The following is a 24,693-nucleotide window of genomic DNA, read 5'->3' on the forward strand; positions in this document are numbered from 1 at the left end:
CGACGCGTATTGCGTCAACAGAGGAAGCTTTCGTGGAAGCACTGCACAAGAAAATTCGCGAAGAAGGCATCGTGCTTTCCGATCAGGTACTCAAGGTCGACGCCTTTCTGAACCACCAGATCGATCCGGCGCTGATGAAACTGATCGGCGACGAATTCGCTGCGCTGTTCAAGGATTCGGGCATCACCAAGATCGTCACCATCGAAGCCTCGGGCATCGCGCCGGCGATCATGACGGGCCTGAACCTGGGGGTCCCGGTGATTTTTGCACGCAAGCAGCAATCGTTGACCCTCACCGAAAACCTGCTGTCGGCGACGGTGTACTCCTTCACCAAGAAGGTCGAAAGCACCGTGGCGATCTCGCCGCGCCACCTGACCAGCAGCGACCGTGTACTGGTGATTGATGACTTCCTGGCCAACGGCAAGGCGTCCCAGGCGCTGATTTCGATCATCAAGCAAGCCGGTGCCACCGTTGCCGGCCTGGGGATCGTGATCGAGAAATCGTTCCAGGGTGGCCGTGCAGAGCTGGATGCGCAGGGTTATCGGGTTGAGTCGCTGGCGCGGGTTAAATCGCTGGCGGGTGGTGTGGTGACCTTCATCGAGTAAGCACTACTCCTGAACGCGCACGGTTAAAAATGTGGGAGCTGGCTTGCCTGCGATCGCGGTGGTACAGCGACATTGATGTCGCCTGACACTCCGCTATCGCAGGCAAGCCAGCTCCCACAGTTGGTTTTGTGTGGGTTGTTAGTGCGCGGTGGCCTGTAGGCCGGCGAGCAGCAGGCGCTGGTACAAGTCCTCTTTCAGCCCTTCCGGCTGATCCAACCCCATCCGTTTCAAGTGCTCTGGAAACATCTCCGGCTCCGGCGCATCCAACGCCGCCTTGCCCAACTCCAGTATCTCCGTCAGCTTGAATTTGCTCTTGAGCCAGTTCAACGCGCGCAACAGATCCCGCTCCTCATCGGTAAAGTCGCTGCCCAGCGGGTACTCCGTAAACAACCGTCGATGCCGGGCCTGGATACCTGTGAGCCGCTGCGGCGTGTTGTCGGCAAAGCGCGGATCGAGCTGAAAATCCTTGGGCAACTTGCCGGCCTTCTGTGCCTGTTCGATCAAGTCGTGCTGGAAGCGTGAGTCGGTGATATTGAGCAACGCCTCAATCACCTTGGCATCCGTCTGACCGCGCAAGTCGGCAATTCCGTACTCGGTGATGACAATGTCCCGCAAGTGTCGGGGAATGGTGCAGTGGCCGTAGTCCCAGACGATATTGGAGCTGACCTCCCCCGCCGCCTCGCGCCAGCTGCGCAGGATCAGGATCGAGCGCGCGCCCTCCAGCGCATGGCCCTGGGCAACGAAGTTGTACTGCCCGCCCACACCGCTGAGTACCCGGCCATCTTCCAACTGGTCGGCCACCCCCGCACCGAGCAAGGTGACCATGATGGCGCTGTTGATAAACCGCGCATCCAGGCGTTGCAGGCGCTTGAGTTCTTCCTGGCCGTACAGTTCGTTGATGTAGCTGATGCGGGTCATGTTGAATTCAAGGCGTTTGCCGTGGGTCATCTCCTGTAGGCGCTGGTAAAAACTCCGCGGCCCGACAAAAAAACCGCCGTGGATCGAAACCCCATCCGATTGCGCGGCGTCGTCCAGGGTGCCGGCGTTGGCCTGTTCCTGGGTCGGCACATCCGGGTAGACCTTGCGCCGCACAATCCCGGCATCGGCCAGTACCAGCAGACCGTTGACGAACATTTCGCTGCAACCGTAAAGGCCGCGGGCGAAGGGTTCGACGCCGCCTTCATGGCTGATCAGCGGCGCCCACTGGTACACGTCGAGGTCGGTCAGCAACGAGCGGTAGGCTTCGTTGTCGGCCTGGCGCGCCAGCAGCGCGGCGGTCAGCGCATCGCCCATGGAGCCGATGCCGATCTGCAAGGTGCCGCCATCGCGCACCAGGGTGCTGGCGTGCAGGCCGATAAAGTGGTCCTGAAACCCCACCGGCATGTTTGGCGTGGAGAACAGCGTGGTGCTGTCCTTTTCGTCGATCAGGTAATCAAAGGCGTCCATGCCCAGTTCGGAATCACCGGGCATGTAGGGCAACTCGGTGTGGACCTGGCCGACGATCAGGACGGTTTCCCCGGCGGCGCGGCGCTTGGCGATCATCGGTAGCAGGTCGAGGGTGATGTCAGGGTTGCAGCTCAGGCTCAGGCGATCAGGATGCTCGGCGCTGCTGGCCACCAGTTGCGCCACCAGGTTCAGGCCGGCGGCGTTGATGTCCCGGGCGGCGTGGCTGTAGTTACTGCTGACGTAATCCTGCTGGGCCGAAGTGCTGTGCAGCAGGCTGCCGGGCTGCATGAAGAACTGCTGCACGCGGATGTTGTGTGGAAGGCTGTCTTTGCGCAGGTCGGCGAGAAAATCCAACTCGGGATAATCGCCAAACACCCTTTCAATAAAAGGTTCGAGAAAGCGTTTCTGCAAGCCGTCGCCCAGGGTTGGACGGCCCAGGCTCAGCGCGGTGTAGATCGTCAGCGCCCGCTCCGGCAGTTTGGCAATGCGCCGGTACAACGCGTTGACGAACAGGTTGGGCTTGCCCAGACCCAACGGCATACCCAAATGAATATGCGCCGGCAAACGCGCGAGTACGTCGTCAACTGCTTGCTCGATTGAACACAACTGCACCATCCGACCCTCCTGAACATTCCGTGATTAGGGGTTGGACAGAGAGTGGCCGGTGTTTGCTGCAATGAACAGCCCTCAGCACACATAACGGGCACAAAAAAGCCGCTCGTAAGCGGCTTTTTTGGCGAAGATCGGCGGATTAGAGCCCGGACATCTTCTTGATGGCGCCCTTGAGGTCGTCATCCGAGCAATCAGCGCAGGTGCCTTTTGGCGGCATGGCGTTGATACCGGTGATCGCCTTGGCCAGGATGCCGTCGAGGCCGCCCTGGTGGTCGGCGCGCTCTTTCCAGGCGGCGGTGTCGCCGATTTTCGGCGCGCCCAACAGGCCGGTACCGTGGCAGGCGTTGCAGTGCTTGGCAATGATGTCGTCCGGGGTTTTCGCCCCGCCTCCACCAGCGGCGACCGCGACTTCCATCCCCTTGCATTCCTGGCCCTGGACGCAGACTTGGCCGACCGGCTCCAGGCGTTTGGCAATGTCATCATTGGTCGCAGCTTGAGCGCTGACAGCCCATAGGGCCAGTACGGTTGCTGGTGCAGCCAGCATTTTCATAATTAGGTTCACGCGTTCACCCTCAATGGTGGCTATTCACGCCTGCGGCCACGGTTTCGCAGGCGGCGAAAGTATAACGGTTAGCCCGCCGGGCCGAAACAACCCTATTAAATAAAGGGGGATTCGGCCCTGCGGATACGGCTGCGGGAACCTCTGCAACGCTGGCAGGGCGCCTCTTTTGTTAAAAGTTCGCGGGTGTGGCTGCGCTGATTAGTCGCGCCGGCACATCGAACGGATTGCGAAAACGATGGGGCTTGGTGCTTTCAAAGTAGTAGCTATCGCCGGCTTCGAGCACAAAAGTTTCAAGACCGACCACCAATTCCAGACGACCTTCCACCAGAATCCCGGTTTCTTCGCCTTCATGGGTGAGCATTTCTTCGCCAGTGTCGGCGCCCGGCGGGTAGATCTCGTTGAGAAACGCAATCGCCCGGCTGGGGTGCGCCCGGCCTACCAGTTTCATGGTGACGGCGCCGTCAGAGATGTCGATCAGCTCATTGGCTTTATAGACGATCTGCGTCGGTATTTCCTGGAGGATCTCCTCGGAAAAGAACTCGACCATGGACATGGGGATACCGCCCAGCACCTTGCGCAAGGAGCTGATCGAGGGGCTGACGCTGTTTTTTTCGATCATCGAAATGGTGCTGTTGGTGACACCCGCACGCTTGGCGAGCTCGCGCTGGGAAAGACCCTTCAGTTTACGGATGGATTGCAGTCGTTCGCCGACGTCCAATGCAGGAGCCTCCTAGGATTCAGGCTTTGTTGTAATTGAGCGTTATCATGGCGACAGCGTTCAGTATTTACAACACTTGGGCCTAAATCCCGGGCAGCGGCGTTCGTAGCGGGCGGTCAATCGCCGGAATAGAGCCTTGGCACTCGGCGCAGGTTGCAGAAGATCTGGTAGGGAATGGTTTCGGCGGCAGTGGCGATGTCGCTGGCGAGGATGTTTTTGCCCCACAGCTCCACGGTCGAACCGAGACCCGCCTCAGGCACGTCCGTCAGGTCGACGCACAGCATGTCCATGGACACACGGCCGAGCAATTGGCTGCGCTGCCCGGCGACCAGTACCGGTGTACCTGTCGGTGCGTGGCGCGGGTAACCGTCGGCATAGCCCATCGCAACCACGCCGATGCGCATCGGTTTTGGCGTGATGAACTTGGCGCCGTAGCCCACCGGCTCGCCGGCCGGCAGTTCACGGACGCAAATGACTTTGGATTCCAGGGTCATCACCGGCTGCAAGCGCGCGGCCACGGCCTGGTCTTCGCCAAACGGCGTCGCGCCGTACAGCATGATGCCGGGGCGCACCCAGTCACTGGACACGTTGGGCCAGCCCATCACCGCCGGCGAGTTGCGCAGGCTGACCTCGGCCGCCAGGCCTTGGCGCGCCGCGTCGAAGACTGCCACTTGCTCATCGCTGCGCGCACAATCAAGCTCATCGGCGCGGGCGAAGTGGCTCATCAATACGATCTTGGCCACTTTGCCGCTGGCCAGCAGGCGCTGGTATGCCTCGTGATAATCCTTGGGATGCAGGCCGACGCGGTGCATGCCGGAGTCGAGCTTGAGCCAGATGGTCAGCGGCTTGCTCAGCCTGGCCTGCTCGATCGCCTCCAGCTGCCACAACGAATGCACCACGCACCACAAATCATGCTCGATGATCAGTGGCAGCTCGTCAGCTTCGAAAAAACCTTCCAACAGCAACACCGGCGCGCGGATACCGGCGGCGCGCAGCTCCAGCGCCTCTTCGATACACGCCACGGCAAACCCATCGGCGTCGGCCTCCAACGCCTGGGCCACCCGCACGGCACCATGGCCATAGGCATCCGCCTTGATCACGGCAAGGGCCTTGGCCCCCGTGACTTCACGGGCCAATTGGTAGTTGTGGCGCAGGGCTTGGAGATCGATCAGGGCACGGGCAGGACGCATGGCGGCAGGCTTCTAGGCGACAGAGTGAAAAAAAAACCGATGCCGCCCAATAACGTCGGCACCGGGGGAGGATCTGGTTTACGGCAGCGCAGCCACGACCGACAGCTCTACCAGGATTTGCGGTTCGCACAACTTGGCTTCAACCGTGGCGCGGGCCGGGGCGACGCCCTTGGGCAGCCACTTGTCCCACACCGCATTCATGCCGGCGAAATCGGCGTCGATGTCTTTCAGGTAGATCGTCACCGACAGCAACTTGGTCTTGTCGGTACCGGCCAGGTCCAGCAAACGCTCGATGTTGGCCAGGGTTTCACGGGTCTGCTGTTCAATCCCGGCGTTCATGTCGTCGCCGACTTGCCCGGCCAGATAGACGGTGCCGCTGTGGACTACGATCTGGCTCATGCGCTCATTGGTGAGCTGGCGCTGGATTGACATGTTTTGCGGACTCCTGGTGGTTGCCGTAACGGGAAATATCGAGGCCTGCGGCGCTGATCTGCGGGGTTTTCCTGGCCATCAGGTCGGCCAGCAAGCGGCCCGAGCCACACGCCATGGTCCAGCCGAGGGTGCCGTGGCCGGTGTTCAGGAACAGGTTCTTGAACGGCGTGGCACCGACGATCGGTGTGCCATCGGGTGTGGTCGGGCGCAGGCCGGTCCAGAAAGTCGCTTCGGCCAGATCGCCGCCCTGAGGATAAAGGTCGTTGACGATCATCTCCAGGGTTTCGCGCCGACGCGGGTTGAGCGACAGGTCAAAACCGGCGATTTCCGCCATGCCGCCGACGCGGATGCGGTTGTCGAAGCGGGTGATCGCGACCTTGTAGGTTTCGTCGAGAATGGTCGAAGTCGGGGCCATCGCCGGGTTGGTGATCGGCACGGTCAGCGAATACCCCTTGAGCGGGTACACCGGCGCCTTGATCCCCAGCGGCTTGAGCAATTTGGGCGAGTAACTGCCGAGGGCCAGTACGTAGCGGTCGGCGGTTTCCAGCTTGCCGTCGATCCACACGCCGTTGATGCGTTCGCCGGCGTAGTCGAGGCGCTGGATGTCCTGCTCGAAGCGAAATTCCACGCCCAACTGCTTGCACATCTCGGCCAGGCGCGTCGTGAACATCTGGCAGTCGCCGGTCTGGTCATTCGGCAGGCGCAGGGCGCCGGCGAGGATGTCGGTGACGCTGGCCAGGGCCGGCTCCACACGGGCGATACCGGCACGGTCAAGCAGTTCGAACGGCACGCCGGACTCTTTCAGTACGGCGATGTCCTTGGCGGCGCCATCGAGTTGGGCCTGGGTGCGGAACAACTGGGTAGTCCCCAGGCTACGACCTTCGTAGGCAATGCCGGTCTCGGCGCGCAGTTCGTCGAGGCAGTCACGGCTGTATTCGGACAAACGCACCATGCGTTCTTTGTTTACCGCATAGCGGCTGGCGGTGCAGTTGCGCAGCATCTGCGCCATCCACAGGTATTGATCGACATCGGCAGTGGCCTTGATCGCCAGCGGTGCGTGGCGTTGCAGCAGCCACTTGATGGCCTTGAGCGGCACACCCGGAGCCGCCCAGGGCGAGGCGTAGCCTGGGGACACCTGGCCGGCATTGGCGAAACTGGTTTCCATGGCAGCGGCGGGCTGACGGTCGACCACGACCACTTCAAAGCCGGCCCGCGCCAAATAGTAGGCACTGGTCACACCAATGACGCCGCTACCCAAGACCAGAACGCGCATTTTTATATCCTCATCGCGGGCGTGGCCGCTGACGTGTGTTGTTCGAGCAATGATGAGCGCAGTTTAAAAAACAATGACCAGTGCATTTCACTATATAAATGCCTATATTTGGCGACAATTCTCGGCAAAAACCCTTTTCACAGAGGCAGATCCCCTATGCGTACCAATACCCAGACCAAGCGGGAGCTGGACAAGATCGACCGCAACATCCTGCGAATCCTGCAAACCGACGGGCGGATTTCGTTCACGGAGCTGGGAGAAAAAGTCGGGCTGTCGACCACGCCGTGCACCGAGCGCGTGCGCCGGTTGGAGCGCGAAGGGATCATCATGGGCTACAACGCGCGGCTCAACCCTCAGCATTTGAAGGGGAGTTTGCTGGTATTTGTCGAGATCAGCCTCGATTACAAGTCAGGCGACACCTTTGAGGAATTCCGCCGCGCCGTACTGAAACTGCCCCATGTGCTGGAGTGCCACCTGGTGTCGGGTGACTTCGACTACCTGGTGAAGGCGCGGATTTCCGAGATGGCCTCGTACCGCAAATTGCTTGGCGACATCCTGCTCAAGCTGCCCCATGTGCGGGAGTCCAAGAGCTATATCGTGATGGAAGAAGTGAAAGAGAGCCTGAACCTGCCGATTCCCGATTAACTGGCACCCTGCTCCCACACTTTGACCGAGTACACCTGTCAGACCAATACCTGCCGGGTGCTCGCCATATAGTCGTGGATCTGCTTTTCCACCCGCGGGTGGATCAGCTCCACCGGCCGTCTCCCATTCGGGCACGGCAAGGTCTTAGTGGTGCCGAACAGCCGACAGATCAGTGGCCGCTCGTCGTACACCGTGCAACCGCTGGGGCCCAGGTGCACACAGTTCAGCTCGTCCATGGCAGCGTCCTGCTCGGCCGCAGTCTTGCGCGGCAGACGGGACATTTCTTCAGGCGAAGTGGTCACCGGCCCACAGCAGTCGTGGCAGCCGGGGACGCACTCGAACGAAGGAATCTGTCGGCGCAGTGCGCTGATCTTTTGGTTGTTGCAACTCATCGAAACACGTACCGAACGGCGAATAGGCGTGGATTCTGCCGCAAAAGCCCGCGGTGAGACAGCTTCGTCCGACCGCTGTATCCTGCGTCAAATTTTCCAAACAGGGATGCTCCCATGACCGCCAGCGCCCGGCACACCGCTTCCTACTATGCCGCCACCAGCGTGCCGCAACCCGATTACCCGGTACTGACCGGCGAAATGACGGCCGACGTGTGCGTGGTCGGCGGTGGCTTTTCCGGGCTGAACACCGCCCTGGAGCTGGCCGAACGCGGCTTCAGCGTGGTGCTGCTGGAAGCCCGCAAAATCGCCTGGGGCGCCAGCGGGCGCAATGGCGGCCAATTGATTCGCGGCGTCGGCCATGGCCTCGAGCAGTTCACCCCAGTGATCGGCAGCGACGGCGTGCGCCAGATGAAGCTGATGGGCCTGGAAGCTGTGGAGATCGTGCGCGAGCGCGTCGAACGCTTCCAGATCCCCTGCGACCTGACCTGGGGCTACTGCGACCTCGCCAACAAACCCCGCGACCTGCAAGGCCTGGCCGAAGACGCCGAAGAGTTGCGCAGCCTGGGCTATCGCCACGAAGTACGCCTACTGCAAGCCAGCCAGATGAGCAGCGTGATCGGCTCGGACCGTTACGTAGGCGGCATGATCGACATGGGCTCCGGCCACCTGCACCCACTCAACCTCGCGTTGGGCGAAGCCGCCGCCGCGCAGCGACTGGGCGTGCAGTTGTTTGAGCAATCCGCCGTCACGCGCATCGACTACGGCCCCGAGATCAACGTGCACACCACCCAGGGCAACGTGCGCGCCAAGACCCTGGTGCTGGCCTGCAACGCCTACCTGAACGGCTTGAACCCGCAGTTGAGCGGCAAAGTGCTGCCTGCCGGCAGCTACATCATCGCCACCGAACCGTTGAGCGAAGCCCAGGCAGCCAGCCTGCTGCCACAGAACATGGCCGTATGTGACCAGCGGGTGACAGTGGACTACTTCCGCTTGTCCGCCGACCGACGCCTGCTGTTCGGTGGCGCCTGCCACTACTCCGGCCGCGATCCGCAGGACATCGGCGCCTATATGCGGCCGAAAATGCTCAAGGTGTTCCCGCAATTGGCCGACGTGAAGATCGATTACCAGTGGGGCGGCATGATTGGCATCGGCGCCAACCGCCTGCCGCAGATCGGCCGGCTGCCCGACCAACCCAATGTGTATTACGCCCAGGCCTACGCCGGCCATGGCCTCAACGCCACGCACCTGGCGGGCAAGCTACTGGCCGAGGCCATCAGCGGCCAGCAGCAGGGCCGCTTCGATCTGTTCGCCCAGGTGCCGCACATCACCTTCCCCGGCGGCAAGCATTTGCGCTCGCCACTGTTGGCGCTAGGGATGCTCTGGCACCGCCTCAAAGAGCTGATGTGATCACTTGCGCCAGAACGGTTTCACCCCTTCCTGGCGCGCCTGTTCTGCGCTGAGGCCGATGTCCCTGAGCTGTTCGGCGGTCATGTCCAGCAAGGCCTTGCGCGTATGGCTGCGGTGCCAGAACAGACTCCAGCGGCTGTTGGCCGGCGCCGACAGCGTGCGTCCCTGCTCCGCTTCCAGTTCCTGACTGTGTAACGCCAACCGCACATCGCTCATGCCGCTCATTGTGTCGCCCCTCATTTACCTGTTGCCATGAGTGACTAGGATGGGCGCGCGAGCAAAACCATTACAGATCCAATCAATTTTTATTAAATCCATACAGACACTGCCTATGGGCGGCTGAATCCTGTATTTTCCCTGTATCTGTACTGGTCCCCTGGGAGCGACCACCATGACCCTATACGTCAACCTCGCCGATTTGCTGGGCACGCGCATCGAACAAGGCTTCTACCGTCCCGGCGATCGCTTGCCTTCCGTACGCGCCTTGAGCGTGGAACACGGGGTCAGCTTGAGCACCGTGCAACAGGCCTATCGCTTGCTGGAAGATAATGGCCTGGCGATGCCCAAGCCCAAATCCGGCTACTTTGTGCCGGTCGGCCGCGAGTTGCCGGCCCTGCCTGAAGTCGGCCGCCCGGCCCAGCGCCCGGTGGACATTTCCCAGTGGGACCAGGTGCTGGAGCTGATTCGCGCCGTCCCGCGCAAAGACGTCATACAGATGGGCCGCGGCATGCCGGATGTGCTGTCACCGACCCTCAAGCCCCTGCTGCGCAGCCTCGCTCGCGTGAGCCGCCGCCAGGATCTGCCGGGGCTGTATTACGACAACATCATGGGCTGTATGGAATTGCGCGAACAGATCGCTCGGCTGTCATTGGATTCCGGCTGCCAACTGAACGCCGAAGACATTGTGGTCACCACCGGTTGCCATGAGGCGCTGTCTGCGAGCATCCGCGCCATTTGTGAACCTGGGGATATTGTCGCGGTGGATTCACCCAGCTTTCACGGTGCCATGCAGACCCTCAAGGGCCTGGGCATGAAGGCCCTGGAAATCCCCACCGACCCCATCACCGGCATCAGCCTGGAAGCCCTGGAACTGGCCCTGGAACAATGGCCGATCAAGGTCATCCAACTGACCCCCAACTGCAACAACCCGCTGGGCTACATCATGCCGGAAGCGCGCAAACGCGCCCTGCTGACCCTGGCCCAGCGCTTTGACGTGGCGATCATCGAAGACGATGTGTATGGCGAATTGGCCTACAGCTACCCGCGCCCGCGCACGATCAAATCCTTCGACGAAGACGGCCGCGTACTGCTCTGCAGTTCGTTCTCCAAAACCCTGGCGCCCGGCCTGCGCATCGGTTGGGTAGCACCGGGGCGTTACCTGGAACGGGTGCTGCACATGAAATACATCAGCACCGGCTCGACTGCGACCCAACCGCAGATTGCGATCGCAGAATTTCTGAAAAACGGCCACTTCGAACCGCATTTGCGGCGGATGCGCACTCAATACCAGCGCAATCGCGACCTGATGCTCGATTGGGTCAGCCGCTACTTTCCCGCGGGCACACGAGCCAGCCGCCCTCAGGGCAGCTTTATGCTGTGGGTCGAGTTGCCGGATGGCTTTGATACCTTGAAGCTCAACCGGATCTTGCTGGAACAAGGCGTACAGGTGGCGGTAGGCAGCATCTTCTCGGCCTCGGGCAAATACCGGAACTGCCTGCGCATGAACTACGGCGCCAAGCCGAGCCCGCAGATCGAAGAGGCCGTGCGCAAGGTCGGTGCTGCCGCGATCAAACTGCTGAACGAGGAAATGCACTGACCTTTCCCGAGAAATAGCCGTCAGATGTCGACAACCGCCCTGATCTGGAAGCGACTCCCTTGATGATGCAACGGCTATTCCCGTTTTTCCTGTTGGGAGCCCTGGCCCTCGGCGGCTGTGCCACCGTGAACGCACCGCGCGTCCCCAGCGATGCGCTGCCCGCCGCCCAGTCGTCGTTCGGCCGCTCGATCCAGGCCCAGGCCGCGCCTTACCAGGGCCGCTCCGGGTTTCGCCTGCTGCCCAACAGCAGCGAGGCGTTCATGGCCCGCGCCGAACTGATCCGCAACGCCCAGACCAGCCTCGACTTGCAGTACTACATCGTCCACGACGGTATCAGCACGCGCATGCTCGTGGACGAACTGCTCAAGGCCGCCGACCGCGGTGTGCGTGTGCGCATCCTGCTGGACGACACCACCAGCGACGGCCTCGACCAGATCATCGCCACCCTCGCCGCCCACCCCAAGATCGAAATCCGCCTGTTCAACCCGTTGCATCTGGGCCGCAGCACCGGCGTGACGCGGGCCATGGGTCGTCTGTTCAATCTGTCTTTGCAGCACCGGCGCATGCACAACAAGTTGTGGCTGGCCGACAACAGCGCAGCCATCGTCGGCGGGCGCAATCTGGGCGATGAGTATTTCGACGCCGAGCCCAACCTGAATTTCACCGACATCGACATGCTCAGCCTGGGCCCGGTGGCCGAGCAGCTCGGCCACAGCTTCGACCAGTACTGGAACAGTGCCCTGAGCAAGCCGATTGACGACTTTGTCTCCAACACGCCATCCAAAGGCGACTTGGCGACCGCACGCGCGCGCCTGCAAGACTCGCTGGCCGAATCACGCCAGCAGCATTACGCCCTGTACAACCGGCTGCGCACCTATCAGACCCAACCGCGCATGGACACCTGGCGCCGCGAGTTGATCTGGGCCTGGAACCAGGCGCTGTGGGATGCGCCGAGCAAGGTGCTGGCCACGGCCGAACCGGACCCGCACTTGCTGCTCACCACCCAACTCGCGCCGGAGCTGGCAGGGGTCAATCACGAGCTGATCATGATCTCGGCGTACTTCGTGCCCGGCCAGCCGGGGCTGGTGTACCTGACCGGGCGCGCCGACGCAGGCGTGTCCGTGAGCCTGCTGACCAACGCCCTGGAGGCCACCGACGTACCGGCCGTGCACGGCGGCTACGCGCCGTATCGCAAGGCCCTGCTGGAACACGGGGTAAAACTCTACGAACTGCGCCGCCAACCGGGCGATGGCAGCGGCAGCGGCCCCCACCTGTTTCGGCGTGGCACCTTTCGCGGTTCGGACTCCAGCCTGCACAGCAAGGCGATGATCTTTGATCGGGAAAAGTCCTTCATCGGCTCGTTCAATTTCGACCCGCGTTCGGTGCTTTGGAACACCGAAGTCGGCGTATTGGTCGACAGTCCCGAACTGGCTGAACATGTGCGCAACCTGGCGCTGCAAGGCATGGCGCCAGCGTTGAGTTATGAACCAAAATTGCAGGATGGGCAGTTGGTGTGGGTGACCGAGGACAACGGCCAATTGCACACCCTGAACCGCGAGCCGGGCAGTTGGTGGCGGCGCTTCAATGCATGGTTTGCCACGTCTGTGGGCCTGGAACGCATGCTTTAAGAACAACACCGATCAACTGTGGGAGCTGACTGCACGGTAAGGTCAGGCCGGTTGCGCTGCGCCGAACGCCCCCTGGCGCAGCAGCAACACCACCAGGCCCAACGCGCCGGCCGCCATCAGGAACGGCAACGCATGCCCGCTGATCCACTGGCTCCCTGCCCCCGCCACCAACGGCCCGATCAGGCAGCCAATCCCCCACAACTGCGCCACGTGGGCATTGGCGCGCACCAGCGCATCGTCGCGATAACGCTCGCCGATCAGAATCAACGACAGGGTGAACAACCCTCCAGCACTGGCGCCGAACACCACCCACACCGGCCAGATCAACAACGTGTGCAAGGTCAGCGGAATCGCCAGGCTCGACGCCAGCAGCAATACCGCACAACTGAGGAACAGCGTGCGTCGCGGCAGGTAGTCAGCCAGCGCACCGATGGGCAATTGCAGCAGCGCATCACCCACCACCACGGTGCTGACCATCGCCAAGGCGATCTCGGCAGTGAAGCCCTGTTGCAGGCAATACACCGGCAGCAGCGTCAGAATCATCGCCTCGAACGCGGCGAATAAGGCCACCGCCCAGGCAATCGCCGGCAGGCTCAGGCAGAAGCGCCACAGGTCGGCGAAGGTCACGCTGAACGACTCGGCAGTGGGTGCACCGGAGCGTCCCAGCAACAACACGGGCGCCACCACCAATAAGCCGACACCCACCCAGAAGCCGTAGTCATGGTCGGTGCCGATCAGGCCCAGCAGCAAGGGCCCGGACAGTTGGCTCAAGGCATAGCTACAGCCATACAACGCGACCAACCGGCCACGCCATTGCTCCACCACCAACTGGTTGATCCAGCTTTCGCCGAGGATAAACACGATGGTCAGGATCACCCCGATCATCAGCCGCAGCACCAGCCACACCGGATAGCTCGGCAAAATCGCCAGCAAACCGATGGACAGCGCCCCGCCCCACAGGCACAAGCGCATCAAATTGGCAGTGCCCAGCCACGAGGCCAAACGACTGGAAAGCTTCGCCCCCAGCAACACACCAAAAGCTGGCATCGCCGCCATCACCCCGATGGCAAAACTGCCGTAGCCCCAGCCTTCGAGTCGCAGGGACACCAGCGGCATGCTGACCCCCAGGGCCAGGCCAACGCTGAGGACCGAGGCCAGAACGGCGAAATAAGTCGCCCAACGCATGTCCACGCTCCTGTGGATAATTCCTGAAATCACACAAAACACTGTGGGAGCGGGCTTGCTCGCGAATGCGGTAGGCCAGCCAGCTCATCTGGTACTGATACACCGTATTCGCGAGCAAGCCCGCTCCCACACGTTTACCTGCGATGAGCCCTGAAAGTTACAGCTTGATCCAGGTCGACTTCAGCTCGGTGTATTTGTCGAACGCGTGCAGCGACTTGTCGCGACCATTACCCGATTGCTTGAAGCCACCAAACGGCGCGGTCATGTCGCCACCATCGTATTGGTTGACCCACACGCTACCGGCACGCAGCGCCTTGGCGGTCAGGTGCGCCTTGGAGATGTCCGACGTCCACACTGCTGCGGCCAGGCCGTAGATGGTGTCGTTGGCGATCTCGACCGCTTCTTCGGCACTGTCGAAGGTGATCACCGACAGGACTGGGCCAAAGATCTCTTCCTTGGCGATTTTCATGGCGTTGGTCACACCGTCGAAAATCGTCGGTTCAACATAGGTGCCACCGGTTTCTTCCAGGGTGCGCTTGCCGCCCGCCACCAGCTTGGCGCCATCGGCGTGACCGGCTTCGATATACGACAGCACCGTGTTCATCTGCTGGGTGTCCACCAGTGCACCGACGTTGGTCGCCGGGTCCAGCGGGTTGCCGGGCTTCCAGCCCTTGAGGGCCTCGATCACCATGGGCAGGAATTTGTCCTTGATGGAGCGCTCCACGAGCAGACGCGAACCGGCGGTGCAGACTTCGCCCTGGTTGAAGGCGATGGCGCCGGCGGCGGATTCGGCAGCGGCTTGCAGGTCCGGGGCGTCGGCGAACACGATGTTCGGGCTCTTGCCGCCGGCTTCCAGCCATACACGCTTCATGTTCGACTCGCCGGAGCGGATCAACAGCTGCTTGGCGATCTTGGTCGAACCCGTGAACACCAAGGTGTCGACGTCCATGTGCAGCGCCAGCGCGTTACCTACGGTATGGCCGTAACCTGGCAACACGTTGAACACGCCTTTTGGAATACCGGCCTCAACGGCCAGGGCAGCGATGCGGATGGCAGTCAACGGAGACTTTTCGGACGGTTTGAGGATCACCGAGTTACCTGTGGACAACGCCGGGCCGAGTTTCCAGCAGGCCATCATCAGCGGGAAGTTCCACGGCACAATGGCAGCGACGACGCCCACCGGCTCGCGCGTCACCAGGCCCAATTGGTCGTGAGGGGTGGCCGCGACTTCGTCGTAGATCTTGTCGATCGCCTCGCCGCTCCAGCTCAGCGCGTTGGCTGCACCGGGCACGTCGATATTCAGGGAGTCACTGATCGGCTTGCCCATGTCCAGGGTTTCGAGCAGCGCCAACTCTTCGGCATTGGCCTTGAGCAACGCGGCGAAACGGATCATGGTGGCTTTGCGCTTGGCCGGCGCCAGGCGCGACCAGACACCGGAATTGAAGGTGGCGCGGGCGTTTTCCACGGCGCGCTGGGCGTCGGTGGCGTCACAACTGGCCACGCTGGCCAGCAGGCGGCCATCGACCGGGCTGATGCATTCGAACGTGTCGCTGGAAGCTGCGGCGGTGTATTCGCCGTTGATGTAGGCGCGGCCTTCGATCTTCAGGTCCTTGGCGCGTTGTTCCCAATCGGCACGGGTCAGGGTGGTCATGCGAGTGTCCTCCTCTTATTGAATACAAGGGCCAGGTGATGTCCCCCGGCAGCCTCAAAGAATTCTTGCCCGGCCAGCCTGCTGTTCGGCTCAAGGCAGCTGCCACCCTAAACCAGCGGCTGGGGATGTTTCAATATATTTGACACAAGCGCGGCAAACGCCCTTGCGATGTTCATTTTAATAAACATAGACTTTGGACTCCCCCACCGCAGGCCAGACGGGACACGCACATGAGCATCCAGGACATCGTCGACTTCAGCCAAGCCAAGACCCCCGCCGACCGTTACCGCCCCGCCGCCGAGAAAGTCCTCAAGGGCGACCCCGAGCAAACGATCTACAACCACTACAACAGCCCATGCGGCCAGATGAGTGCCGGCGTCTGGGAAGGTGAAGTCGGACAGTGGAAGGTCAATTACACCGAACATGAGTACTGCGAGATTGTGCAGGGTGTTTCGGTGCTGCGTGATGCCGACGGCAACGCCAAGACCTTGCGTGCTGGCGATCGCTTCGTGATCCCCGCGGGTTTCAGCGGCACCTGGGAAGTACTGGAGCCGTGCCGCAAGATCTACGTGGTGTTCGAACAAAAAGCCTGATCAACAAATCCGGCGCAAAAAAAAGCCCGTATCGTGAGATACGGGCTTTTTTTCACAAGGAGGAAAATCAATTACTTGATTTTGCCTTCTTTGTAGATCACGTGCTTGCGAACGCGCGGGTCGAACATTTTCTTTTCGAGCTTGTCCGGGGTAGTACGCTTGTTCTTGTCGGTAGTGTAGAAGTGACCAGTACCGGCGCTAGAGATCATTCGAATCAATTCACGCATGATAGAGCTCCTTAGATCTTGCCAGCGGCGCGGATTTCGGCGAGCACGACAGTGATGCCGCGCTTGTCGATGATACGCATGCCTTTGGCAGATACACGCAGGCGAACAAAACGTTTCTCTTCTTCAACCCAGAAGCGGTGATGCTGCAGGTTCGGCAGGAAACGACGACGGGTTTTGTTATTTGCGTGGGAAATGTTATTCCCAGTCACCGGACCCTTACCGGTAACTTGACAGACTCTCGACATGCCTCAGCCCTCTAAAACCACATGCCCAACCCGGCATGGGTTGGCCGCTTAATCTCTCAGTCATTTGGCGCCAGGCGCCGCGTTTCTTTAGGGTCTTACCGGCTACACCTACAAGCGAAGGAACCGGGCCCCTAGAAAAGAGCGCTGCTTTATACCAGAAAGACCCTGGTGCAACAACAGCCCGTGTGTTTTTACCGGTGTAAATCTAGGCAAAACACACCTGAACCGTTGCCAGGAGGGGCCGCTGTCACAGCCGACCGCTCGTCGCACAGAATGATTTACAGCGCCCGCAGGCACGATGAAGTGCTCGGCGAAACGCGCTGAGGCGCCATGAAAACAGCATTTGAAGCAAAAGCACAGGCAAAAATGGACTAGTCATTTTTCAATCAGACCTCTACGGTAGGCCTTTTCCAGACTGCACTCGCAGATGGGCCTTCGATCTGCAAAGGAAACCGAACATGCGCCTCGCTGCCCTACCGCTATTGCTAGCCCCTCTATTTATCGCCCCGCTGGCCACTGCCGCCAACAACTTGAGCGTCTGCACCGAGGCCAGCCCCGAAGGGTTCGATGTGGTGCAGTACAACTCATTGACCACCACCAATGCCTCGGCCGACGTGCTGATGAACCGCCTGGTGGACTATGACGCAGCCGCCGGCAAGCTGGTGCCAAGCCTGGCGGACAGCTGGGACGTCTCGCCGGATGGCCTGACGTACACCTTCAAGCTGCACCCGGACGTGAAATTCCACCGCACCGAATACTTCACCCCGAGCCGCACCCTGACTGCCGAAGATGTGCGCTTCAGCTTCGAACGCATGCTCGACCCGGCCAACCCCTGGCACAAGATTGCCCAGAGCGGCTTCCCCCACGCGCAATCGCTGCAACTGCCGGCGCTGGTGAAGAAGATCGACGCCCTCGACCCACTCACCGTGCGCTTCACCCTCGACCACGCCGACTCCACCTTCCTCGCCGCCCTGAGCATGGGTTTTGCCTCGATCTACCCGGCCGAATACGCCGACAAACTGCTCAAGGCCGGTACGCCGGAGAAGCTCAACAGCCAGCCCATCGGCACCGGTCCCTTCATCTTCAGCCGTTTCCAGAAAGACGCCGTGGTGCGCTACAAGGCCAACCCGGATTATTTCGCCGGCAAACCCGCTGTGGATAACTTGATCTTCGCCATCACGCCGGATGCCAACGTACGCCTGCAGAAACTGCACCGCGATGAATGCCAGATCGCCCTGTCGCCCAAGCCCCTGGACGTGGGTGAGGCCGAAAAGGACCCTGCGCTGAAGGTCGAGAAAACCCCGGCCTTCATGACCGCCTTCGTTGCCATCAACAGCCAGCACCCGCCGCTGGACAAGCCCGAAGTACGCCAGGCCATCAACCTCGCCTTCGACAAGGCCAGCTACCTCAAGGCCGTGTTTGAAGGCACCGCCGAAGCCGCCAACGGCCCTTACCCGCCCAATACCTGGGGCTACGCCAAGGATCTGCCGGGTTATCCACAGGACCTCGCCAAAGCCAGGACCCTGCTGGAGCGCGCCGGGCTCAAGGACGGCTTCAAGACCACCATCTGGACACGGCCCACCGGCAGCCTGCTGAACCCCAACCCGAACCTTGGTGCACAATTGCTGCAAGCCGACCTGGCTAAGGTCGGTATCCAGGCCGATATCCGCGTGATCGAATGGGGCGAACTGATTCGCCGCGCCAAAGCCGGCGAGCACGATCTGCTGTTCATGGGCTGGGCCGGCGACAACGGCGACCCGGATAACTTCCTGACCCCGCAGTTCTCTTGTGCCGCAGTGAAATCCGGCACCAACTTCGCCCGTTACTGCGACCCTGCCCTCGACAAACTGATAAGCGCTGGCAAGACCACCAACGAGCAAGGGGTGCGCAGCAAGCTGTACCAGCAGGCCCAGGCGCAGATCCAGCAACAGGCGCTGTGGCTGCCACTGGCGCACCCGACCGCGTTTGCCCTGGCACGCAAGAATGTCCAGGGCTATCAAGTGAGCCCGTTCGGCCGCCAGGACTTTTCGAAAGTCCGCGTCAAGCCCTGAACACTCGCCCCGCCCCCCCATGGGGCGGGTCTACATCCAGCCGTATTCCGCCATCGACAAGGGGTCCCCGTCCCCCACGATGATGTGATCGAGTACCCGCACGTCCACCACTTCCAGGGCCTTTTGCAGCAACTTGGTCAATTTTCGATCAGCTGCACTGGGCTCAAGGCTGCCGGAAGGGTGGTTGTGACACAGGATCAAGGCCGCGGCGTTGTATGCCAGGGCACGCTTGACCACTTGCCGCGGATAAACCACGGCGGTGTCGATAGTGCCTTGGGACAACGCCTCGAACCCCAGCACCCGATGCTTCGAGTCGAGGAACAGGCAGCCGAAAACCTCATGGGGCTCATGCCGCAATAGCGCCTTGAGGTAATCACGTACCGCTACCGGGCTTTCCAGCACCGAGTCACTGCGCAAACGCTCTGCCAGGTGCCGCCGGGACATTTCGAGCACCGCCTGCAACTGCGCAAACTTGGCCGGCCCCAAGCCCAGATGCTGGCTGAACAAGCTCTGACTGGCCTCCAACAGTGGGCGCAAACCGCCAAATTGCGTCAGCAAATGGCGCGCCAGGTCCACCGCACTTCTGCCGGAAACCCCCGTACGCAGGAAGATCGCCAGCAACTCGGCATCCGAAAGGCTCTTCGCCCCCCATTCCAACAGTTTCTCCCGTGGCCGCTCCGCCACAGGCCAATCGCGAATACTCATCCCACCTCCCTCTTCGTAAGCGCCATGGCATGCACGCCGCTGTTGCCTGGCGGACGCTGTGTTATCGTAAGCCCTCTTTTTTGCATGTGATTTCCCCTGGGGAGGGGGTATCGCAGGCGTCACTGAACTGGCATCACTGAACTGGAAAGGCAAACCAATGCAGCGTCTGTATCGGAAACGCATCGTTCTCGGCGTCGGCGGCGGCATTGCCGCCTACAAGAGCGCAGAACTGGTTCGCAGGCTCCTGGACCAGGGCGCCGAAGTGCGCGTGGTCATGACCCGCGGTGGCAGTGAGTTCATTACCCCTCTGACCATGCAGGCGCTGTCCGGCCACCCGGTTCACCTGGACCTGCTGGACCCGGCCGCCGAAGCCGCCATGGGCCACATCGAGCTGGCCAAATGGGCCGACCTGGTACTGATCGCCCCGGCCACCGCCGACCTGATCGCCCGCCTGGCCCAAGGCATCGCCGATGACCTGCTGACCACCCTGGTACTGGCCACCGACGCCACCGTCGCCATCGCCCCAGCCATGAACCAGGCCATGTGGCGCGACCCGGCCACCCAGGCCAACACCCAACTCCTGCAAAGCCGTGGCCTCAAGGTGTTCGGCCCGGCCTCCGGCAGCCAGGCCTGCGGTGACGTCGGCATGGGTCGCATGCTTGAAGCCACCGACCTGGCGTTGTGCGCCGCGGAGTGCTTCCAACACCTGGCCCTGACCGGCAAGCACGTGCTGATCACCGCCGGGCCGACCCAGGAAAACATCGACCCGGTGCGCTACATCACCAACCATAGCTCAGGAAAAATGGGCTTTGCCTTGGCGGAAGCGGCGGTCGAGGCAGGCGCACGCGTCACCCTGATCACCGGCCCGGTGCATTTGCCGACCCCCGATCGCGTCACGCGAATCGACGTCGTCAGCGCACGGGACATGCTTGCGGCCTGTGAAGCGGCGATTCCGTGCGACCTGTTTATCGCCTCGGCAGCGGTTGCGGATTACCGCCCGGAAGTCGTCGCCCCGCAAAAGCTCAAGAAAGACCCTACGAGCGGTGACGGCCTGCTCCTGCAAATGGTGCGCAACCCAGACATCCTGGCCACCATTGCCACCCGTCCTGACCGTCCGTTCAGCGTCGGTTTCGCCGCCGAGACCGAGCACCTGCTGGACTATGCTTCGCGCAAATTGAAAGACAAAAACCTCGACCTGATCGTTGCCAACGATGTCGCCAACCCGAGCATCGGCTTCAACAGTGAGGAAAACGCCTGCAGCGTGATCGACCGCGAGCTGCACGCCACCCTTTTCGCCCAGACCAGCAAAGGCAAGATTGCCCGCCAACTGATCTCATTTATCGCCCAACGGCTGAACCAGGTTTAATTTCCATGCACGCTTTGCAAGCCAAGATCCTCGACCCCCGCATCGGCACCGACTTCCCACTGCCGGCCTACGCCACCGAAGGCTCCGCCGGCCTGGACCTGCGCGCCATGCTCAAGGAAGACACCGTCCTTGAACCGGGCCAGACCGTCCTGATTCCCACCGGCCTGTCGATCTACATCGGCGATCCGGGCCTGGCCGCGCTGGTTCTGCCGCGCTCGGGCCTGGGCCATAAACACGGGATCGTGCTGGGCAACCTGGTCGGCCTGATCGACTCGGACTACCAGGGCGAGTTGATGGTGTCGTGCTGGAACCGTGGCCAGACCGCGTTCAACATCGCCGTCGGCGAGCGCATCGCGCAGCTGGTGCTGGTGCCGGTGGTGCAGGCGCACTTCGAACTGGTTACGGAATTTGCTGAAACACAACGTGGCGCAGGCGGCTTTGGCCATTCTGGCAGCCACTGACTACGCTGAATCAAACCGGGCAGCCCAGCCCGGTTCGATGCCACCGCATGGCTTTTCGGGATGAAGAATGCGCGGACCTAATCAGCGAGATTTCACGAGCTAAATCAACAGATTACGCACGATGAAGCACGGAGCGACTGCTCCGATGGCACTTTTGCACCACGAACTCTCTGCCGAAAAAGCCGTCATACCCTTCAGTTTGAGCCTGCCGGTCAGCCGCTTTACGGCCAGCCTTGCCCCTTTCAGATGGAGTTTCCCCCCGCGATGAGTACCGCAGCCCGAGTAGCCCCGACATTCCCCGACAGCATCTTTCGCGCCTACGACATTCGTGGCGTAGTGCCCAAGACCCTGACCGCCGAAACCGCCTACTGGATCGGCCGCGCCATTGGCGCCCAAAGCCTGGCGCAGGATGAGCCCAATGTCTCGGTTGGCCGTGACGGCCGCCTGTCTGGCCCGGAGTTGGTGGAGCAACTGATCCAGGGGCTGGCCGACAGTGGTTGCCACGTCAGCGACGTCGGCCTGGTGCCAACACCGGCGCTGTACTACGCCGCCAACGTCCTGGCCGGCAAGTCCGGGGTGATGCTCACCGGCAGCCATAACCCGTCGGACTACAACGGCTTCAAGATTGTCATCGCTGGCGACACCCTGGCCAACGAACAGATCCAGGCCCTGCACACACGCCTGAAGACCAACGACCTGAGCAGCGGCAAAGGCAGCATCACCAAGGTCGACATCCTGCCGCGCTACGCCGATGAAATTACCCGCGACGTCAAGCTCGCCCGCCGCCTCAAAGTGGTCGTGGACTGCGGCAACGGCGCGGCCGGCGTGATCGCACCGCAACTGCTCGAAGCGCTGAACTGTGAAGTGATCCCGCTGTTCTGCGAAGTCGACGGCCACTTCCCCAACCACCACCCGGACCCGGGCAAGCCCGAAAACCTGGTGGACCTGATCGCCAAGGTCAAGGAAACCGGGGCTGATGTCGGCCTGGCCTTCGACGGCGACGGTGACCGCGTCGGCGTAGTGACCGAAACCGGCGAGATCGTGTTCCCAGACCGCTTGCTGATGCTGTTCGCCCGTGACGTGGTGGCGCGCAACCCCAACGCCGAGATCATCTTCGACGTCAAGTGCACCCGCCGCCTCACCCCGCTGATCAAGGAATATGGCGGCCGCCCGCTAATGTGGAAGACCGGCCACTCGTTGATCAAAAAGAAAATGAAAGAAACCGGCGCCCTGTTGGCCGGCGAAATGAGCGGTCACGTGTTCTTCAAGGAACGCTGGTTCGGTTTTGACGACGGCATTTACAGCGCCGCTCGTCTGCTGGAGATCCTCAGCAAGGAAAAATCCACGGCCCAAGAGCTGTTTGAGACCTTCCCGAATGATATTTCTACGCCAGAGATCAATATCCATGTGACCGAGGAGAGCAAATTCAGCATCATTGACGCACTGCACGATGCGCAATGGGGCGAAGGCGCCAACCTGACCACCATTGATGGTGTGCGAGTCGATTACGCCAAAGGCTGGGGCCTGGTTCGCGCGTCCAACACCACACCGGTGCTGGTCCTGCGTTTCGAGGCGGATACCGAGGCTGAGTTGCAGCGCATCAAGGACGTGTTCCACGCCCAGTTGAAACGTGTTGCCCCTGATCTCCAATTACCGTTCTGATTTTTTGCACCGGAGCCCTGAATGACCCTCGAACGCGAAGCCGCTGCCAACACCGCCAAGGTCCTTTCCGAAGCGTTGCCTTACATTCGACGCTACGTCGGCAAGACGCTGGTGATCAAATACGGCGGCAATGCCATGGAAAGCGAAGAGCTGAAAACCGGCTTTGCCCGTGACATCGTGCTGATGAAAGCCGTGGGGATCAACCCGGTGGTGGTCCACGGTGGCGGCCCGCAGATCGGCGACCTGCTCAAGCGCTTGTCGATCGAGAGTCATTTCATCGATGGCATGCGCGTGACTGACGCACAGACCATGGATGTGGTGGAAATGGTCCTCGGTGGCCAGGTGAACAAGGACATCGTCAACCTGATCAACCGCCACGGCGGCAGCGCCATTGGCCTGACCGGCAAGGACGCGGAACTGATCCGCGCGAAAAAACTGACAGTCACCCGTCAGACGCCGGAAATGACCCAGCCGGAAATCATCGACATCGGCCAGGTGGGCGAAGTGATCGGTATCAACACCGACCTGCTGAACCTGCTGGTCAAGGGTGACTTTATCCCGGTGATCGCGCCTATCGGCGTGGGCGCCAACGGCGAGTCCTACAACATCAACGCCGACCTGGTAGCAGGCAAGGTGGCGGAAGCGCTGAAGGCTGAAAAGCTGATGCTGCTGACCAACATCGCCGGCCTGATGGACAAGGAAGGCAAGGTGCTGACCGGCTTGACCACGCAACAAGTGGACGAGTTGATCGCCGATGGCACCATCTACGGCGGCATGCTGCCGAAGATCCGTTGCGCACTGGAAGCGGTGCAAGGTGGCGTGGGCAGCTCGCTGATCCTCGACGGCCGGGTTCCGAATGCAATCCTCCTGGAAATCTTCACCGATACCGGTGTGGGCACACTGATCAGTAACCGCAAGCGTCCTTAAACGCTACAAACAAAAGGCCCCGCTCAATCTGATTGAGCGGGGCCTTTTTTATGTGCGCTGAACCTGCAGACCAATGGAGATCCCCTTTTGGGAGCGGGCTTGCTCGCGAAAGCGGAGTGTCAGTCAGCAGATATGTTTCTGAAACACCGTATTCGCGAGCAAGCTCGCTCCCACACAAGCCCACCCCACAGGACTTACTGCGTCAGACGCCAAACTGCTCGCGGTACGCACGAACAGCCGGCAAATGCTGCTTGAGCTGCGGATCATCTTCCAGGAACTGCAGCACCTGGTTCAGCGACACGATGCTCACCACCGGAATGCCGAAATCGCGCTCCACTTCCTGGATCGCCGACAATTCACCGTTGCCACGCTCCTGGCGGTTCAGCGCGATCAGCACGCCAGCGGCCTTGGCGCCGTCCTGGGAAGCGATGATCTGCATCACTTCGCGGATGGCGGTGCCAGCGGTGATCACGTCGTCGATGATCAGCACGTCACCCTTGAGCGGCGCCCCGACCAGGCTGCCGCCTTCGCCGTGGGCCTTGGCCTCTTTACGGTTGAAGCACCAAGGCAGATCCTGCCCATGATGCTCCGCCAACGCCACGGCCGTAGCGGCCGCCAAAGGAATGCCCTTGTAGGCTGGGCCAAACAGCACATCAAAGGAAATACCGCTTTCAACGATGGCCGCTGCGTAGAAACGACCCAGTTGCGCCAGGGCCGAGCCCGAGTTGAACAAGCCTGCATTGAAGAAGTACGGGCTGGTGCGCCCGGACTTCAAAGTGAACTCACCGAAGCGCAAAACGCCGCGATCGATGGCAAAACGAATGAAATCGCGTTGATACGCCTGCATGAAAAAAGCCTCAGATACCACGGATTTAGCTAATTAGGTAGACGGCG

General features: G+C 61.3%; 24 protein-coding genes and 1 pseudogene. 11 read left to right on the top strand and 14 right to left on the bottom strand.

Features of this window, described 5'->3' with window-relative positions; translation table 11 throughout:
- Positions 1-32 precede the first annotated feature (32 nt).
- Complete coding sequence (locus PSH81_RS26485; protein WP_010207474.1) at positions 33-605, top strand: xanthine phosphoribosyltransferase; 573 nt, start codon at positions 33-35, stop codon at positions 603-605.
- A gap of 138 nt (positions 606-743) precedes the next feature.
- On the opposite strand, the gene PSH81_RS26490 is transcribed toward PSH81_RS26485, so the two are convergent.
- The 6 genes from PSH81_RS26490 to dadA all read right to left on the bottom strand — a co-directional run bounded on the left by PSH81_RS26490 (position 744) and on the right by dadA (position 6,838).
- Positions 744-2,666, bottom strand: a complete 1,923-nt coding sequence (locus PSH81_RS26490) for an acetyl-CoA hydrolase/transferase C-terminal domain-containing protein (protein ID WP_226454670.1) — start codon at positions 2,664-2,666, stop codon at positions 744-746.
- Between the two features lie 136 nt (positions 2,667-2,802).
- A complete protein-coding gene (locus tag PSH81_RS26495) occupies positions 2,803-3,213 on the bottom strand; it encodes a cytochrome c5 family protein (protein ID WP_042945469.1) in 411 nt (136 codons plus the stop codon).
- Between the two features lie 181 nt (positions 3,214-3,394).
- Positions 3,395-3,943 carry a cupin domain-containing protein gene (locus PSH81_RS26500; RefSeq protein WP_003176893.1) on the bottom strand — a complete coding sequence of 183 codons (549 nt, stop codon included), beginning with the start codon at positions 3,941-3,943 and terminating at the stop codon, positions 3,395-3,397.
- A gap of 116 nt (positions 3,944-4,059) precedes the next feature.
- Positions 4,060-5,133 (bottom strand): alanine racemase, encoded by a 1,074-nt coding sequence (alr, locus tag PSH81_RS26505; protein ID WP_226454671.1) that lies wholly within the window; start codon positions 5,131-5,133, stop codon positions 4,060-4,062.
- Between the two features lie 78 nt (positions 5,134-5,211).
- Complete coding sequence (locus PSH81_RS26510) at positions 5,212-5,565, bottom strand: RidA family protein (RefSeq protein WP_034110260.1); 354 nt, start codon at positions 5,563-5,565, stop codon at positions 5,212-5,214.
- Entirely contained in the window at positions 5,537-6,838 is a 1,302-nt protein-coding gene (dadA, locus tag PSH81_RS26515) for a D-amino acid dehydrogenase (RefSeq protein ID WP_226454673.1), read from the bottom strand. Before dadA ends, PSH81_RS26510 begins: the two co-directional genes overlap by 29 nt.
- Positions 6,839-6,994: 156 nt before the next feature.
- Here dadA and PSH81_RS26520 point away from each other — a divergent pair, with 156 nt between their 5' ends.
- Positions 6,995-7,483: an Lrp/AsnC ligand binding domain-containing protein gene (locus PSH81_RS26520; RefSeq protein WP_003176896.1), complete on the top strand. Its 489-nt coding sequence runs from the start codon at positions 6,995-6,997 to the stop codon at positions 7,481-7,483.
- Positions 7,484-7,521: 38 nt separating this feature from the next.
- Here PSH81_RS26520 and PSH81_RS26525 read toward each other — a convergent pair whose 3' ends face one another.
- Complete coding sequence (locus PSH81_RS26525; RefSeq protein ID WP_305391740.1) at positions 7,522-7,875, bottom strand: YkgJ family cysteine cluster protein; 354 nt, start codon at positions 7,873-7,875, stop codon at positions 7,522-7,524.
- Positions 7,876-7,989: 114 nt separating this feature from the next.
- Here PSH81_RS26525 and PSH81_RS26530 point away from each other — a divergent pair, with 114 nt between their 5' ends.
- On the top strand, positions 7,990-9,282 hold the full coding sequence (locus PSH81_RS26530; protein ID WP_305391741.1) for an FAD-binding oxidoreductase: 1,293 nt from the start codon (positions 7,990-7,992) through the stop codon (positions 9,280-9,282).
- Here the strand turns inward: PSH81_RS26530 and PSH81_RS26535 are convergent, their stop codons facing one another.
- On the bottom strand, positions 9,283-9,507 hold the full coding sequence (locus PSH81_RS26535; RefSeq protein ID WP_305391742.1) for a DUF1127 domain-containing protein: 225 nt from the start codon (positions 9,505-9,507) through the stop codon (positions 9,283-9,285).
- 166 nt (positions 9,508-9,673) lie between these two features.
- Between PSH81_RS26535 and PSH81_RS26540 the strand changes: the two genes are divergently transcribed.
- Both PSH81_RS26540 and PSH81_RS26545 read left to right on the top strand, forming a co-directional pair.
- Complete coding sequence (locus tag PSH81_RS26540; protein ID WP_226454677.1) at positions 9,674-11,098, top strand: PLP-dependent aminotransferase family protein; 1,425 nt, start codon at positions 9,674-9,676, stop codon at positions 11,096-11,098.
- 62 nt (positions 11,099-11,160) lie between these two features.
- Positions 11,161-12,726, top strand: coding sequence for a phospholipase D family protein (locus tag PSH81_RS26545; protein ID WP_305391743.1), 1,566 nt, complete (start codon positions 11,161-11,163; stop codon positions 12,724-12,726).
- Between the two features lie 42 nt (positions 12,727-12,768).
- Here PSH81_RS26545 and PSH81_RS26550 read toward each other — a convergent pair whose 3' ends face one another.
- Positions 12,769-13,911: an MFS transporter gene (locus tag PSH81_RS26550; RefSeq protein WP_192298003.1), complete on the bottom strand. Its 1,143-nt coding sequence runs from the start codon at positions 13,909-13,911 to the stop codon at positions 12,769-12,771.
- Between the two features lie 157 nt (positions 13,912-14,068).
- Positions 14,069-15,562: an aldehyde dehydrogenase gene (locus PSH81_RS26555; RefSeq protein ID WP_226454680.1), complete on the bottom strand. Its 1,494-nt coding sequence runs from the start codon at positions 15,560-15,562 to the stop codon at positions 14,069-14,071.
- A gap of 230 nt (positions 15,563-15,792) precedes the next feature.
- On the opposite strand from PSH81_RS26555, the gene PSH81_RS26560 reads away from it, so the two are divergent.
- Positions 15,793-16,155, top strand: a complete 363-nt coding sequence (locus tag PSH81_RS26560; RefSeq protein WP_192298005.1) for a cupin domain-containing protein — start codon at positions 15,793-15,795, stop codon at positions 16,153-16,155.
- A gap of 71 nt (positions 16,156-16,226) precedes the next feature.
- On the opposite strand, the gene rpmG is transcribed toward PSH81_RS26560, so the two are convergent.
- Positions 16,227-16,382, bottom strand: a complete 156-nt coding sequence (gene rpmG / locus PSH81_RS26565) for a 50S ribosomal protein L33 (protein WP_003176906.1) — start codon at positions 16,380-16,382, stop codon at positions 16,227-16,229.
- An 11-nt stretch (positions 16,383-16,393) separates the two neighbouring features.
- Positions 16,394-16,627 (bottom strand): 50S ribosomal protein L28, encoded by a 234-nt coding sequence (rpmB, locus tag PSH81_RS26570; protein WP_003176907.1) that lies wholly within the window; start codon positions 16,625-16,627, stop codon positions 16,394-16,396.
- A 458-nt stretch (positions 16,628-17,085) separates the two neighbouring features.
- On the opposite strand from rpmB, the gene PSH81_RS26575 reads away from it, so the two are divergent.
- Positions 17,086-18,678 (top strand): ABC transporter substrate-binding protein, encoded by a 1,593-nt coding sequence (locus tag PSH81_RS26575; RefSeq protein WP_305391744.1) that lies wholly within the window; start codon positions 17,086-17,088, stop codon positions 18,676-18,678.
- A gap of 30 nt (positions 18,679-18,708) precedes the next feature.
- Here the strand turns inward: PSH81_RS26575 and radC are convergent, their stop codons facing one another.
- Entirely contained in the window at positions 18,709-19,383 is a 675-nt protein-coding gene (gene radC, locus PSH81_RS26580; RefSeq protein WP_192298007.1) for a DNA repair protein RadC, read from the bottom strand.
- Between the two features lie 157 nt (positions 19,384-19,540).
- On the opposite strand from radC, the gene coaBC reads away from it, so the two are divergent.
- The 4 genes and pseudogenes from coaBC to argB all read left to right on the top strand — a co-directional run bounded on the left by coaBC (position 19,541) and on the right by argB (position 23,799).
- Positions 19,541-20,749, top strand: coding sequence for a bifunctional phosphopantothenoylcysteine decarboxylase/phosphopantothenate--cysteine ligase CoaBC (gene coaBC / locus PSH81_RS26585; protein WP_192298008.1), 1,209 nt, complete (start codon positions 19,541-19,543; stop codon positions 20,747-20,749).
- 5 nt (positions 20,750-20,754) lie between these two features.
- Positions 20,755-21,210: a dUTP diphosphatase gene (gene dut, locus PSH81_RS26590; RefSeq protein WP_192298009.1), complete on the top strand. Its 456-nt coding sequence runs from the start codon at positions 20,755-20,757 to the stop codon at positions 21,208-21,210.
- A gap of 246 nt (positions 21,211-21,456) precedes the next feature.
- Positions 21,457-22,872: pseudogene (locus PSH81_RS26595) on the top strand (phosphomannomutase/phosphoglucomutase); the annotation flags it as partial.
- Between the two features lie 21 nt (positions 22,873-22,893).
- Positions 22,894-23,799, top strand: a complete 906-nt coding sequence (gene argB / locus PSH81_RS26600; protein ID WP_017735763.1) for an acetylglutamate kinase — start codon at positions 22,894-22,896, stop codon at positions 23,797-23,799.
- A 202-nt stretch (positions 23,800-24,001) separates the two neighbouring features.
- Here argB and pyrE read toward each other — a convergent pair whose 3' ends face one another.
- Entirely contained in the window at positions 24,002-24,646 is a 645-nt protein-coding gene (pyrE, locus tag PSH81_RS26605) for an orotate phosphoribosyltransferase (protein WP_028618476.1), read from the bottom strand.
- Positions 24,647-24,693 lie beyond the last annotated feature (47 nt).

This window comes from Pseudomonas sp. FP2335 (genome assembly GCF_030687535.1).
Classification (GTDB): Bacteria; Pseudomonadota; Gammaproteobacteria; order Pseudomonadales; family Pseudomonadaceae; genus Aquipseudomonas.